A 14,602-nucleotide genomic window follows, 5' to 3' on the forward strand; every position below is an offset into this window, starting at 1 on the left:
ATAGAGTAATTTATGATTCATTTGAAATGATATCATTACTAACAAATTGCCCAACATCCATAATAAAATCATCTATCAAGAAATGATTTTATTTCTCCAAGAATATTTTCTAAATAAATTATTTCGGGATATACTTTACCTATTTCATATTTGTGAGTAATAAGGATAGAAATCTATTATTGTTGTCTTACTGATAACAGATTGAATTTACTCATGCTTTATTGACCTCGACCAGTAATGTTTGATGAGAATTTCCGTGTGCAAGCGGAGTTTTACGAGTTGATGTCAACACATTGACACAACCACCCCAATCAACACCATTCTTATCCGGTTGCCACCATGCGCCGGTCAGCATTGCCACCACGCCGGGGATAATACGTTGAGTCACTTCCGCCGGGATCATAGAAATACCTCGGTCATTAAATACCCGAACCAAATCCCCTTGTTTAATTTTGCGTTTCTGCGCATCCAGCGGATTAATCCACAACTTTTGCGTTTGTACTTCCTTTAACCCAGGATTTGAATATTGTGTTGAATTGGAGCGGTTTTTACCTTTCCAGGTAATTAGTTGCAGTGGATATTTTTCAGTTAATTGATCTTCTGGCCCTTCGAATGCTGGCACATAATGTGACAACGCCGGGATTTCTGGATGTTGCATGTCGTACAGGCGTTTAGAAAATATCTCTATTTTTCCTGAAGGCGTTGGGAATGGATGATTTTCTGGGTCACGAATATTTTCTTCAAAAGCGACATAAGGCGGTATTTTGAAAAGATGTTTGTGTGTTTGTTGTAATTCTTCAAAAGTGGGCAAGTTTTCTTTTGGCATAGTCTGACGATTAGATTCCATAATATGGGCTATCCACGCTTTTTCGTCACGGCCTTGGCTGAATTCCTGTTCAACGCCCAGTTTTGCTGCCACTTCGCGTATCCATTCATAATCAGAACGCCGTTCGAATTCAGGTTCGATCAATTTTGATGACAGAATGAAATAACTGCCGGTGCCCCAAGGATAGGCAATATTCCAGCGTTCCATAAAACTGGTTTCCGGTAATAAAATATCGGCATAGCGGGCGCTTGGTGTTAGATAAAGATCACTGGAAACAATGAATTCAATTTTAGATTCATCTGCTAATATTTTTACTGCTTGATTGATATCTGGGTTTTGATTTGCGAGGTAATTACCGGCCAGCGAGAATAGCATGCGGATATTGGTATTCAGCTTATCGGCGCCAACTAAACCGTCTGCCGGGGTGATTTTACTGGCATCATCGGCTGCCTGGACCCAGTTCATCACGGAGATTTTTTCTTTTACCGGGTTTTTACCAAGATCAAGTCCATAGAGGGATTTATTACCTGCGACACCACCGAAACCGGCGGCCCATCCTCCTTTTTTACCCACATTACCGGTTATTGTGGCTAAAATTGTTGAACCACGTGCAACACGCTCACCACAGATATGACGTTGTGGTCCCCATCCCTGAATCAGGGCTGCGGGTTTAGTACTGGCATATTCACGGGCAAGCTGACGAATAATATTCGCCGGCACTTTAGTGATTTTTTCGGCCCATTCCGCTGTTTTCACAATGCCATCTTTAATGCCTGTCAGGTAAGCAACTAGAGATTCATTGGCAGGAACGCCATCCGGCATATTGTCTTCATCAAAACCAATCGTATAACGATCGATAAATTCTTTATCGTGCAGGTTTTCACTGATAATCACATACATCATTGCATCCATTAATGCGTTATCAGTTGTTGGCAGCAAAGGAATCCATTGGTCAGCCAACGAGGAAGCAGAATCAGAATAACGAGGATCGACAACAATAAATTTGGCGCCATTCTTTTTCATCTTCTGGAAATAGTGGTTGGAGTGACCAAAAATAGTTTCAGCCGGATTATGGCCCCAAAGGATCACCAAAGGGGTATTTTCCAAGGTATCCAGCGTGCTACCCGAAGTTGCCACACCGTAGGTATAAGGTGTCGCTGCCGCTGTATTGCCCATACTTACGGAATGGTAAAATTGTAAATGCCCGCCGGTAATATTCAGTAAGCGACGTAACATTTTATCACCTGATGATACACCGCCGATTACTGCGGTATTAACGCTAACATAGCGGCAAGCCGGGCCATATTTTTCAGTAATGTGTTTCAGTTTATCCGCAATAATGGTTGTCGCTTCATCCCAGGAGATTCGCTCAAATTTCCCCTCTCCCCGCTTACCAACTCGTTTCATCGGATATTTTAAACGATCAGGATGATAAACAAATTTGCGATAACCCTTGCCGCGGATGCAAGCTCGCATGATCGGCATTGATTCATCAAGTTCATGATCAGGTCTGGTGGTGATGCGGGTAACAACACCTTCTCGAACATGAGCTCGGATATCGCATCTTCCTCCGCAATCAAATGTGCTACAGGTAGGTACGACTTTTGTTTCTCCCGCATCAATAACATGAATCGGTAGCGAGCCCTGATTTGTTTTCTCTTCGGTGGTTGCCTGGCGGGTAGAAATAAAAGGAATAGATATAAGCGCCGCACTCGCTTGAATAAAACGATGACGGCTGACGGTCAGGTTATCATTCTGTTTACTGGCTTCATGATTGATTTTGCTATATTTCATATTCGCCTCCACATTGCATCTCTTTCGTTGGATGTTATTTTTACCCGTTATCTTTCAAGTTGGCTCTTTGTTGGCTTCACTCACCCCGGTCACCTATGCTCCCGGGGATTCGCTCCCTTGCCTTCGCGATGCATCTTGAAATCCATTGGGTATAGATCACATTTTATTGAAAAGTTTTGCTAAATCTGGTTAACAATTAACAAATTGGTGCTGAAATGAATGTCTTAAAATAACTCATATCATGAGTGAATATTTCAGGATGTATATAAATTTACTATTTAGATTTCATGATATTGATGGAGTAGCGCTAAATATTTTATACTAATACTTAATGATAGTTATACCTCTCGCATGCAAAATAGGGTATTCAATAGAGTCATATAATTTTAACTTAACATCTGAAATAGTCATAAACATTCTGAAGTTTGGTTTGCAAGATTGCATAAAAACCTTAATTATCAAATAACTGGCTTCCCTGAAACAGATACCCCAAAATGAGATCTTCTTGGAGAACAAACGATGAATAAAACATTGAGGAATATATCCTTATTCACAGGCATTATATTTAGCAATCTGGCATTATCTCATGCTGCAATTATTCCGGCAGGTACATTATTGTCAGTTGATCAAGATATCGTTCGCAATAATGGTTCAGAACCTGTGTCTCTTGATGTTCATAAAGTTGAAAATGATGTGGAATTTAATATTGTTCATGATTTTTTCAGTGGATTAGTCAGCGCAGGCAGCGATGGAAAAATCAATCCTGATTTAGCCTTCAGTTGGGAAACCAAAGATAATAAAGTGTGGTTATTTCATCTAAGAAAAGGAATAAAGTGGTCTGATGGCTCCCCTATTACTGCTCATGATGTGGTTTTTAGCTGGCGGCGTTTAGTTGATCCCCAAATTGCGTCTCCGTATGGCAGTTATCTTGGAAACATGCACGTAGTCAATGCTAAAGATATTGTTTCTGGTAAGAAAAAAATCAATGAATTAGGTGTAAAAGCACTGGATAATTTGACTTTGCAAGTGACGTTAGAACAACCGGTATCCTATTTTTTACAGATGCTGGCGTATCCTGTCATGGTACCGATTAGCCAAAAAGCGGTTGAAAAATATGGCGAAAAATGGACTCGTCCCGATGTATTTGTTAGTAGTGGGCCATTTAAGTTGTCCGAATGGATTGTTAATGAGAAAGTTGTCGGCGTCAGGAATTCACAATATTGGGATAATGCCCACACTGTTATTAATAAAGTCACTTATCTTCCAATAGCATCAGAAACAGCAGATATAAATCGTTATTTGGCCGGAGAAATCGATATCACTAAGAATATTCCATCAGTTTTATTTAAATCCTTAAAGACTAAATTAGGTGATCAGGTTCATATTACGCCAGCATTAGGTGTTTATTATTATGATTTTAATAATCAAAAAGCGCCTTTTAATGATGTCAGAGTCAGACAGGCATTAAATCTGGCTTTGGATAAAGAGATCATCGCGAATAAAGTTTTAGGGCAAGGCCAAGAACCCGCTTATAATCATACGCCACCCAATACTGGAGGAATGGATTTAGGGCAACCTGATTATGCATCATGGACACAACAAGTAAGAATTGATAAAGCCAGGAAATTATTAAATGAAGCGGGTTATAATAAAAATAACCCATTGAAATTTAAACTTCTTTATAATACATCAGAAGAGCATAAACGGATTGCTATTGCGGCGACTTCAATGTGGAAAAAAAGTTTGGATGTAGATATTGTTTTGCAGAATCAAGAACGAAAAGCCATGTTGGATGTTATTCGTCAAGGTAATTTTGAGATGGTGAGATATGCTCGGATTGCTGATTATGATAATCCTGCTTCGTTTTTAAATAACTTTGTTACTGATAGTTCTAATAATACATTCTTATATAGCAATCTTGCTTATGATGATTTGATAAATAAAGCTAAAGCAACAAATGAAAGAAAATATTTTCAGCAAGCAGAAGATATTCTGGCAAAAGATGTACCGGCAATTCCTGTTTATTACTATATCGGCGTCAGATTAGTCAAACCTTATATTGGTGGGTATTATATGAGTCCATTGGGTTTTGTGTCGACAAAAGATCTTTATGTTATTAAGAATTAGTAGAATATTATTGTAGTATTTAGATAGATATTACGGTTTTGAACAGTTTGGTTGTTTTAAGCCGTAATATATTGGTGAATTATTATTTAATATAAAATCAGAGTTATGTAAAAGTCAATCATCAATATCAATATAAATATTGATGACGGATTATTTATTCCATTTTGTTATTGGTGATATTGTGTTATCCCTACCTAGCACGATACCGTTCCCATCATTTACTTTTCTACCATCCAAATATCGATAATTTTTTATTTGAATTACTTGCATAGGAATATATCACCATGACTATAAATAAGTATTTTTAAGATAACGGATGTTACCTAAGAAGCATCAATTGCCTATTATATGAGTTATGTCAAATAAATTAGGAAAATCATATCGTTTTATATTATAAAAAATAGTAACAGGCATATTTTAAACAAAACTTCAATAACTTAATATAATTAGATTATTAATCAATTTATGAAATGGATAATTATATTATATTTATCTAGAATTGATATTTAAGTCCTGGGGCTTTATTTGTCGTAGATAAATTATCCTGTAAAATGGAGGACACTATTATGTATAAACAACATAAAGTGAAAGTGATGACTTTAGCCGCTACGATGATTACAGCTTTATCTAATAGCGCATGGGCTCATGGTTATATTGATAGCCCAGGAAGTCGCGCATTCCTTTGTTCTGCACAGGGAAATGAACAAAATACGGATTGTGGGTTGGTCAAGTATGAGCCTCAATCTCTTGAAGCTAAGAAAGGCTTTCCGCAAGCTGGTCCGGAAGATGGCCATATTGCCAGCGCTGGTATTGGTCATTTTGGCGCATTGGATGTTCAAACCGAAGATCGCTGGAAAAAAATTCCTATTACTGCCGGTGATATTGAGTTCCAATGGGAAATTGTGATTCAACACAAAACCGCAAGTTGGGAATATTTTATTACTAAACCTGATTGGAATCCCAATAAACCTTTAACCAGAGAGCAATTTAATAGTACACCTTTCTGCTTTGAGGATTATCAGGAAAAAATGCCGGGCAGCAGAGTTATTAATAAATGTATTTTACCAGAGGGTTATCAAGGCTATCACGTTATACTGGGTGTTTGGACAATATCAGATACCCTAAATGCATTTTACCAAGTGATTGATACAACAATTAGCCCTGCTTGATATTTGGTATATCTTATAAAATAACTATTATCGGGAACAGCGTTATGCTGTTCCTGTTTATCGGATTTCTTGTTCCATCTATTGAACTAAGTTAATTCCGATGTAAACAAAGATGTTTATGAAAATAAAATTAAACCCATGCCTAAAACCTTTGAGCATGGTATCTAGGTTAATCTCTTTCCCTTCACTATTAGATGCTTACGACTTTCACATCCTTTGTTTTGTGACAGTAACGACAAGTTAGTCAATTTTAGTTATATCCGTGCTCAAAGATGCTTGATTTTTCCTGAAATCGGGATCATCCTAAATTAGGTATAAATAAGGTTTCATAATTCCGCCACACATGGTTTTCTTCAACTCATTGTTATACATAGGGTTTTTGGTAGATAAGGTGTAGCGCCATTTTGGAAAGTTATTTATAACATCCCAGCTAATAATAAAAAGGAGGAATTTTTTCAGTATTTAACAATTTAAATCAGTAAATTGACTGCATATCGTATTCTGGGCATTTTAAATAAACTCAAGAGGAAACTGATTATGTGCCAAGCTTGCGTAGGAAAATTACTGGGAACAATAAGCGCTTTGCATCTTAGCAAACCACAAAGACCGATAGATAAAGAAATCTCTGAGACATCTGCCACTGAGGCATCTACGATGATGCCGTGGCCTCCTCCTGACAAAAAAGCGGATATTATCTTCCACGCCGACCTTAAAGGTGGTAGCCGCATCATCACTATGGACGGGAGTTATAATCTATACGAGGCATTAGCGATCGCAGACGGAAAAATTCTGGCCGTTGGGACCTTTCATGATATAGAGAAATTTCAGTCATACAAAACACGGATGGTCTACCTGGAAGGGGGGCGCACGCTTCTCCCTGGTTTTATCGATCCACATCAACATACACTTACAGGTTCGGTAATAAAAAGATTCTTCGTCGATTGTGGCTATAACGACGAGCGCAAGACTAAAGAGGAAGTACTAAACTTCATACAAGAGAAGGCAAAGGCAAATAACGTGCAGAAGAACGATTGGCTATTGTTCTCGATATATGACAATCTTCGTCAGGGCGGTAACCTTACGATGTCGGAATTAGATAGTTGTGCGCCCGATAATCCGGTTTTTGTTTATTATATAAATATGCATACGGCGACAGCTAACCAGAAAGCATTTGACACAGCTAATATTAATAAAGACCCAAAATACTACGACAACAATAACATTTTTACAGATGGTAGTCATTTTGGTACAGAGGGCGATCCAGGAAGCAAAAAATATGACGGGATGATCTATGAGGAGGAGGCAATAGAACTTTTCATTGGCCCCGCGTTAAAGGGGCAATTAACTGAGTTCAGAGTAAAAGAAGCTATCATAGAATGGCTTGACGAAAACGCAAAACTTGGCAATACAACTATTCATGAGGCTGGCGTGGTAGTTCCGCCCAATATTACACTGCCTGATTTGCTCCGTGAGTACGCAGAAGTAGTCGAAGGGGGTAATTGCCGCGCCAGTGTTAGCTTGATGTATGCTGATTGCATGCAATCGGACGAGCTGGATTGTCTGTCTAAAAAATATGGTGTTGGCTCAGCCGCAATGCAGAAATTAGATGCTGCGATGACACTTTATGGGATGAAAATCGTAGGTGATGGCTCAAACCAAGCCAAGACAGCCGCTCAAACAGAGCTATATCTTAACAGTGATCACTCTGGGGAAACTAATTACCACAAAGGAAGACTTATCTCAATGGTCGACAATATTGCAACATACGGTTGGCCAGTTCTTATCCATTGTAATGGTGACAAGACTTTGGATGATGCCTTGGAGGCTATTCAGTTAGGTTATTCTACGCATCCTAGTAATGGTATTAACCGCATTGAGCATTGCACAATTACACGTCCTGATCAGCTTGATACAATGAAAAATCTTGGCGTTCAACCAAGCTTTCTGATGAACCACGTCTACTATTATGGATATGCATATCAAAATGACTTATTCGGGTTAGAACGCGCAAATCGGATGGACCCAACGCAAGAGTGTGTGGATAAAGGTATCCCTTTCTCGCTCCATACAGATGCACCCTGCTCTAACATAGGACCACTTCAATTGATACACACGGCAGTTAACAGAAAATGCGATGTGAATGGTTCTCCAGTCATTGGCCCAGAGCAAAGAATTCATCTGACTGAGGCATTACGTGCAGTTACCATTAACGCAGCTGCTCATATCGGAAGAGCCGAACAAATCGGTTCTTTGGAGGTCGGGAAATTCGCTGATCTGGTTATCCTTGAAAAAAATCCTTACGAGGTTGATTACGACAAGCTCATCAAGATTAAAGTCTGTGAGACCTGGATTGGTGGAAAGAAAACGCAGCCGCATTCTACCTGCTGAACAAAGAAACCGGTTATATTCTAACGTGTTAGATTGGGCACCAGCATATGTGCTGGTGCTCGTGATTATCGGAATTGCATGTGGCTAAAGCCTCATCAATGCTTGCTATATTATTCCTCGCAACAGCATCGTCATTAACGAGGTTTCGGGAGCAACGGAATAATAAACGACGTTAAGTGGTCATTTTAAATAGCTATATACATATACCCAATGGATTTCAAGATGCATCGCGACGGCAAGGGAGCGAATCCCCGGCAGCATAGATAACGATGTGGCCGAGGTGAGTGAGTGCAGCCAAACAGCAATGCGATTACTATTCTCTATTTTACTGCTACGTTATATATTTGCTGGCGCTCGTTTATGTCAGTCACTAAATTTTTACCTTATAAAGGATTATACTTATGTTTTCCCCTTCTAAATCAATCTGTTTTCTGCTGATGTTTATTTCAGCCAGTATCAACGCAATGCCCATTGACAGCGCCCGTTTGGCTACGGTGGTAAAACAGGAAGAACAGACGCTGAATGCCCGCATTGGAGTGGCCGTTATCGATACGGCGTCAGATAAAATGGTCAGCTATCGCGGCAACGAACGCTTTCCGCTGAATAGCACGTTTAAGGCGTTGCTATGCGGCGTACTACTCAGTGAAGTGGACAAGGGCAAGGTAACGCTTACAGACGCCATTCAGTTTAATAAGGCTGAGCTTGTGGAATATTCACCGGTGAGCGAGAAATTTGTCGCGCCCGCTTCGATGAACTGGCAACAACTGTGTAGCGCGGCGGTCAGCTACAGCGATAACACGGCCGCAAATTTGATAGCGAAAAAGGTAGGGGGACCAGTTGCAATGAACCTTTTCTTTTCTGGTTTAGGCGATAACGTCACACATCTTGACCGCTATGAGCCGGAATTAAACAGTGCCATACCCGGCGATAAGCGCGATACCACCACGCCCATAGCTGTCAGCCAGACATTACAGAAATTGACGCTGGGAGAGGTGTTGAAACCATCATCTCGTCAGCAGCTCGAAGAGTGGATGCGTGATGATAAGGTGGCGGATGCATTGCTGCGCTCCGTTTTGCCTGCCGGGTGGAAAATTGCCGATAAAACCGGGGCAGGCGGTTATGGTTCGCGGTCGATTATCAGCATCGTTTGGCCGAAAAATAACAGCCCACTGATCGTCGCTATTTATATTACACAAACTGAAGCGACCATTGCGCAGAGTAATGAGGCTATTGCTCGCATAGGTAAAATGTTGTTTTTGTCAGCGCGATAGTATTCAGGCAGAGGCTTTTCATTGCCTCTGCCATTTTCTCTTAAAGAATTGTGTCCAAGGAGCCCGGGGAAAGCATCAAATACAACACTAGTGGGCGTACAAAGCGTTTTCCCGCTGGGCTGGTAGATCCACACCTTCAAATCAAAGCTCAAAGACCGAATTTTTCTTTAAGTTTATCAAGCTGCTGCTGTTGAAATAACTCAAACTCCGCTCTTGGCTGTTGCAAGCGTATAGAATCTAACATTGGATCTTTGACTTCAGTACGAATGCCGCTCATCTGTTCAAGTACAGCCAATCCACAGAATGGTACATAAGACTCCGCATACCCGCCTTCATGTACAACGACTAGTTTTCCGTCGCATAAACTATCTGCTGCCTGTTGCACTAGCCGGGTCATCTCCCGGAAACTTTCACTATGAAGCTGCATTCTTGCCAAAGGGTCCACTGCATTCGCATCATAGCCACAGGCAACAATAATCAGCTCCGGTTTGAAGCGTTCAAGCGCAGGAAGGACTATCTGTGTCATTGCATAGATATAGCTATGATGTCCGGCTCCAGCAAGTAATGGGATATTCAGGTTATAACCAGTCCCTTCCCCTTCCCCGATATCATTTTCACCGCTGTATCCTGGAGGGAAGCAACCATCCTGATGTAGCGAGATGGTCAAAACATCAGAACGATCCCAATAAATATGCTGAGTGCCATTACCGTGATGAACATCCCAATCAATCACCGCAACTCGTTTTAAATCGAAACGTGCTTTTGCCTGTTCAATTGCCAATGGGATATTGGCTAGAAAACAAAATCCCATTGGCTTATCAGGTAAACAGTGATGACCTGGTGGTCGAGAAAGGCTGTAAGCATTATCAAGCTCACCGTTAAGCACGGCTTCTACCGCAGCACAAGCAAGGCCGGCTGAGAGCTTAGCAATTTCATAGCTTCCCGGTCCCAAAGGGGCTTCTATACCAAGCATTCCTCCACCGTTATCACTGACTTGCTTAAACCGTTTCAGGTATTCCTCCGGATGAATTTTACGTAATGTTTGTTCATCAATAGGCGATGCCGAAGAAAGGTGCAAAGAGTGGCTCAAGCCTGATATATCCATCAAATTTTTCAACCGTCTTTTTGTTTCTGGCGACTCAGCATGTGTCGCTCCAGATGAAGGCTGAACCCAACCTCCGACAGGCAGAGTCACTACATACGCGCCAGTACTATGCCAAAAACAATATTCATCAAAGAAAAACCCCGTCTTTCGTTTCATCACCTTTTCCTTTTACATTAAATTAATTAATCTATCATCAACATAATCAAAACACAAAAACGGATTAATAACGGGTTATGCCGAAGTTTCCCCAAAAGTGACGATCCTAAAAAAGGTTATAGACGGTTGAATTTACTGTTTTTAACTGATGATCAGTCAATATCACACTAACAGTTTCCTCTTTTTTACGTGGTTGGCATTAAATATGACTTGTGAGTTTGATGTTTGCACCTTTTGTTCTATAATTAATAGTATGTTGTAACTAAATGTGTTATTCAAATGAGTAAATATTTATCAATTGAAGATTTAACTAGTTGTTTTCAAAAGCAAGAAAATAAGTTGAAACAATTGTATGAACAATTAAGTAGCTATTTTTTATTAGCCGCTCATGTGTTCGTTTTGCCTGATGTAGAAAAAGGCAATGAACATGATGCTGTAACAGAAATAATTGTTAATGAAATGACAGGTAATGACGCACTAAATTTAGGATTAAGTCATTATCAGAAGCTATTTATATATCACAATAATCAAAACATCAGCAGTAAAGCTGCCGTTCGTCTTCCCGGTGTATTATGTTTTTCAGTGAATCAACAACAATATCACTCAGCCTTACTATTGATTGAAGAAATTAATAAATTAAAGGCAGAACTCGAACATATCGTAACTGTGCAATCAGGGGTGGATAAAGAGCAACGGTTTGAGTTTGTTCACAGTCAGTTACATGGGTTGATAACTTTAAATGCCTACAGAACTATCACTCCCCTTCTCAATCCTGATTCAGTTCGTTTTGGTTGGGCGAATAAAAATATCATCAATAAAGTGACAAAAGACCAAATTCTGCAACGTTTGGAAAAAAGTTATAACGCGGGTCGTGCCGTTCCCCCCTATTCTCGTGAACAATGGGTAGCATTGGTTGGCAAGGAAATCACCGATATAAAAAAATTACCTGATGATGTAGTTTTAAAAATCAAGCGACCGGTGAAAGTACAACCCATTGCACGAGTCTGGTATGCGGAACAACAAAAGCAAGTGCAATATGCTTGTCCCCTGCCAATAATCGCGTTTTATGTTAACTATGGCGATAATCAACCAAAGATAGGTAGACTTGCTAACTATGATGCCAATGCCATAGTGCATCGCTATAAACCCAAAGCCAAACCACTAGAATTAATTATTCCAAGACTACATTTATATCGTGAGATTTTTTGACCCAACATAGTCAATTGTCTATTATAATAATGACAAATGACCAAAGAGGTGCTTATGCGAGTTTTTACACCAAGCCACAAAATCCAGAGTAACCCACTTTGGCGAACAGTTGGTTTCCCATCAAACAGTGGGCCACATTTGAATGCAATATTAAATGAAGGGTTGCCAGTCACTATAGTCGATAAAATACAAAATTGGTCAACATTTGGTAAAGGGGATATTCTGCGGATTGCTGGTATACAAATACGCAACTATTCAAGACGCTGCACAGGTAAAGGTAAATTTACTGCTGATGAAAGTCAGCGTATTGCCCGGTTTATACGTGTCATGGACCATGCAGTAGATTTATTTAACGGTGACAAAGATAAAGCAGCTCAATGGATGAAACGCCCTATCCGGGGTTTAGGATACGTAACTCCTGAATCAATGCTCGACACAGAAAGCGGGGCGCTAGATGTAATGAATCTCATAGGCAGAATTGAGCACGGAATTGTATCGTGATCCTATACCGACTTACCCGTTCAAAATATGTCGAATCCGCATGGAGCGGCACAGGGGCAAAGTTATATGGAGGCCGCTGGCACAATATAGGAAGACCTGCGGTCTATGTAGCCACTTCTATTTCTCTTGCCGTGCTGGAAGTACTTGTTCATGTCGGAGACGATGAACTTCTCACTGATTTTGCTCTGTTAAGTATCGACATCCCTGAAAATCAAATTGATATTTTAAACATTGATACATTACCTCCTGATTGGAATGATCCCGTCCCCTCTGCTTGCACAATGGAAATAGGCAGTGAATGGTTCGAGGTTAGTCATTCTATTGGCCTGATGGTTCCTTCTGCCATCATCCCCTACGAAAATAATGTCATTCTGAATCCTATGGCGAAAAATTTTCATAAGTATATAAGCACGGTTAAGCGCCTGGATTTTGGCATTGATTCCCGTTTATCAAAAGCAAAAAAATAATTTAAAGATCGAGAAACAAAAACCGGAGCACTCGTCTCCGGTCAATTTTTCATGGCTATACCCTATGGATTTCAAGACGCATCGCGACGGCAAGGGAGCGAATCCCCGGGAGCATAGAGAACTATGTGACCGGGGTGAGCGAGTGCAGCCAACAAAGAGGCAACTTGAAAGATGACGGGTATAAATAACAATTACTTCAAGCTGCCAACCATATCTTCAGGACGAACCCACTCATCAAACTCAGCTTCTGTCAGATAACCCAGTTTCATCGCCGATTGTTTCAATGTCAGCCCTTCTTTATGGGCTTTCTTAGCAATTTCCGCGGCTTTGTCATAACCAATATGTGTGTTCAGCGCCGTCACCAGCATCAGAGATTCATTTAGCAACTGAGTAATGCGATCACGGTTAGGCTCAATACCAACAGCGCAATGTTCATTAAAGCTACGCATACCGTCAGCCAACAAGCGAATGGATTGCAGGAAGTTATTAATCACCATTGGGCGGAACACATTCAGCTCAAAATTACCTGATGCACCACCAATATTAATAGCGACATCATTACCCATCACCTGGGCGCAAAGCATCGTCACCGCTTCACACTGAGTTGGGTTAACTTTACCTGGCATGATTGAACTGCCCGGCTCATTTTCTGGAATTGAAATTTCGCCGATACCACAGCGAGGGCCGGAAGCCAACCAACGAACATCGTTTGCGATTTTCATCATGGATGCCGCCAGACCTTTTAATGCCCCATGAGAATGAACCAGCGCATCACAAGTCGCCAGTGCTTCAAATTTATTTGGCGCAGTAACAAACGGATGGCTAGTCAATTCAGCCAGCTTCTTGGCGACACGAACAGCATATTCAGGATGAGTATTTAAACCGGTGCCAACCGCAGTTCCCCCTAGCGCCAGTTCACAAACATGGGAAATACTGTTTTCAATGTGTTTCAGGTTATGCGTTAACATTGCAGCCCAACCAGAAATTTCCTGACCAAGGGTCAATGGCGTCGCATCTTGCAGGTGGGTACGACCAATTTTAACGATATCCTTATAAGCTTCAGCTTTATCAGCCAATGTTTTTTGTAATATTTTCAGCTCAGGGATAAGGTGCTCACGCAACGCGATAACAGCGGCAACATGCATTGCTGTTGGGAAAACATCGTTAGAACTCTGACTTTTATTGACATCATCGTTAGGATGGATAAGGCGCTCATTCCCCCTCACCCCGCCAAGGATCTCGCTACCACGGTTCGCCAACACTTCGTTCATGTTCATGTTACTTTGTGTTCCAGAACCGGTCTGCCAGATAGCAAGCGGAAATTCTGTCGGATGTTTACCTTCCAGCACTTCTTTCGCAGCAGCAATAATTGCTTCGCCACGTTCTTGCGGCAGGAGGCCCAAATCCATATTGACACTGGCCGCAGCCTGTTTGGTTAATGCCAGAGCATGAATCAATGCAACCGGCATTTTCTCCTGCGAAATGCGGAAATGCTCAAGTGAGCGTTGAGTTTGCGCTCCCCACAATTGGTCAGCAGGTACTTCGATAGGCCCCATTGAGTCTTTTTCAATGCGAGTGGCTGCCATTAC

10 protein-coding genes are annotated in these 14,602 nt (G+C 40.9%); 7 read left to right on the forward strand and 3 right to left on the reverse strand.

What is annotated here, in order from left to right:
• Window positions 1-211: 211 nt before the first annotated feature.
• Window positions 212-2,620 (reverse strand): DMSO/selenate family reductase complex A subunit, encoded by a 2,409-nt coding sequence (locus tag V2H77_RS19535; protein WP_341500137.1) that lies wholly within the window; start codon window positions 2,618-2,620, stop codon window positions 212-214.
• A 519-nt stretch (window positions 2,621-3,139) separates the two neighbouring features.
• On the opposite strand from V2H77_RS19535, the gene V2H77_RS19540 reads away from it, so the two are divergent.
• The 4 genes from V2H77_RS19540 (at window position 3,140) to bla (ending at window position 9,575) form a co-directional block, all read left to right on the forward strand.
• Window positions 3,140-4,747: an ABC transporter substrate-binding protein gene (locus V2H77_RS19540; protein ID WP_341500138.1), complete on the forward strand. Its 1,608-nt coding sequence runs from the start codon at window positions 3,140-3,142 to the stop codon at window positions 4,745-4,747.
• A 566-nt stretch (window positions 4,748-5,313) separates the two neighbouring features.
• Window positions 5,314-5,916, forward strand: coding sequence for a lytic polysaccharide monooxygenase (locus V2H77_RS19545; RefSeq protein WP_341500139.1), 603 nt, complete (start codon window positions 5,314-5,316; stop codon window positions 5,914-5,916).
• A gap of 654 nt (window positions 5,917-6,570) precedes the next feature.
• On the forward strand, window positions 6,571-8,304 hold the full coding sequence (locus V2H77_RS19550) for an amidohydrolase (protein ID WP_341500140.1): 1,734 nt from the start codon (window positions 6,571-6,573) through the stop codon (window positions 8,302-8,304).
• A 401-nt stretch (window positions 8,305-8,705) separates the two neighbouring features.
• Window positions 8,706-9,575: a class A beta-lactamase gene (gene bla / locus V2H77_RS19555; RefSeq protein ID WP_341500141.1), complete on the forward strand. Its 870-nt coding sequence runs from the start codon at window positions 8,706-8,708 to the stop codon at window positions 9,573-9,575.
• A gap of 148 nt (window positions 9,576-9,723) precedes the next feature.
• Here the strand turns inward: bla and V2H77_RS19560 are convergent, their stop codons facing one another.
• Window positions 9,724-10,836 (reverse strand): class II histone deacetylase, encoded by a 1,113-nt coding sequence (locus V2H77_RS19560; protein WP_341500142.1) that lies wholly within the window; start codon window positions 10,834-10,836, stop codon window positions 9,724-9,726.
• Window positions 10,837-11,115: 279 nt separating this feature from the next.
• On the opposite strand from V2H77_RS19560, the gene tus reads away from it, so the two are divergent.
• From tus to V2H77_RS19575, 3 genes are read left to right on the forward strand one after another with little or no spacing between them, the layout of a single operon-like run.
• Complete coding sequence (tus, locus tag V2H77_RS19565) at window positions 11,116-12,045, forward strand: DNA replication terminus site-binding protein (RefSeq protein ID WP_341500143.1); 930 nt, start codon at window positions 11,116-11,118, stop codon at window positions 12,043-12,045.
• A gap of 54 nt (window positions 12,046-12,099) precedes the next feature.
• Window positions 12,100-12,546 (forward strand): type II toxin-antitoxin system antitoxin Xre, encoded by a 447-nt coding sequence (xre, locus tag V2H77_RS19570; protein ID WP_265514071.1) that lies wholly within the window; start codon window positions 12,100-12,102, stop codon window positions 12,544-12,546.
• Window positions 12,543-13,013, forward strand: coding sequence for an RES family NAD+ phosphorylase (locus V2H77_RS19575; RefSeq protein WP_341500144.1), 471 nt, complete (start codon window positions 12,543-12,545; stop codon window positions 13,011-13,013). The genes xre and V2H77_RS19575 overlap by 4 nt, the downstream gene beginning before the upstream one ends.
• Window positions 13,014-13,204: 191 nt before the next feature.
• Here V2H77_RS19575 and fumC read toward each other — a convergent pair whose 3' ends face one another.
• Window positions 13,205-14,599 (reverse strand): class II fumarate hydratase, encoded by a 1,395-nt coding sequence (gene fumC / locus V2H77_RS19580; protein WP_341500145.1) that lies wholly within the window; start codon window positions 14,597-14,599, stop codon window positions 13,205-13,207.
• Between the last annotated feature and the right edge of the window lie 3 nt (window positions 14,600-14,602).

It is taken from the genome of Photorhabdus sp. P32 (genome assembly GCF_038085095.1).
In the GTDB taxonomy this organism is placed as follows: domain Bacteria; phylum Pseudomonadota; class Gammaproteobacteria; order Enterobacterales; family Enterobacteriaceae; genus Photorhabdus; species Photorhabdus luminescens.

Coding starts and splice junctions, on each gene's coding strand:
- V2H77_RS19535 (WP_341500137.1), bottom strand. CDS start 2,620: ATGAAATATAGCAAAATCAATCATGAAGCCAGTAAACAGAATGATAAC.
- V2H77_RS19540 (WP_341500138.1), top strand. CDS start 3,140: ATGAATAAAACATTGAGGAATATATCCTTATTCACAGGCATTATATTT.
- V2H77_RS19545 (WP_341500139.1), top strand. CDS start 5,314: ATGTATAAACAACATAAAGTGAAAGTGATGACTTTAGCCGCTACGATG.
- V2H77_RS19550 (WP_341500140.1), top strand. CDS start 6,571: ATGATGCCGTGGCCTCCTCCTGACAAAAAAGCGGATATTATCTTCCAC.
- bla (WP_341500141.1), top strand. CDS start 8,706: ATGTTTTCCCCTTCTAAATCAATCTGTTTTCTGCTGATGTTTATTTCA.
- V2H77_RS19560 (WP_341500142.1), bottom strand. CDS start 10,836: ATGAAACGAAAGACGGGGTTTTTCTTTGATGAATATTGTTTTTGGCAT.
- tus (WP_341500143.1), top strand. CDS start 11,116: ATGAGTAAATATTTATCAATTGAAGATTTAACTAGTTGTTTTCAAAAG.
- xre (WP_265514071.1), top strand. CDS start 12,100: ATGCGAGTTTTTACACCAAGCCACAAAATCCAGAGTAACCCACTTTGG.
- fumC (WP_341500145.1), bottom strand. CDS start 14,599: ATGGCAGCCACTCGCATTGAAAAAGACTCAATGGGGCCTATCGAAGTA.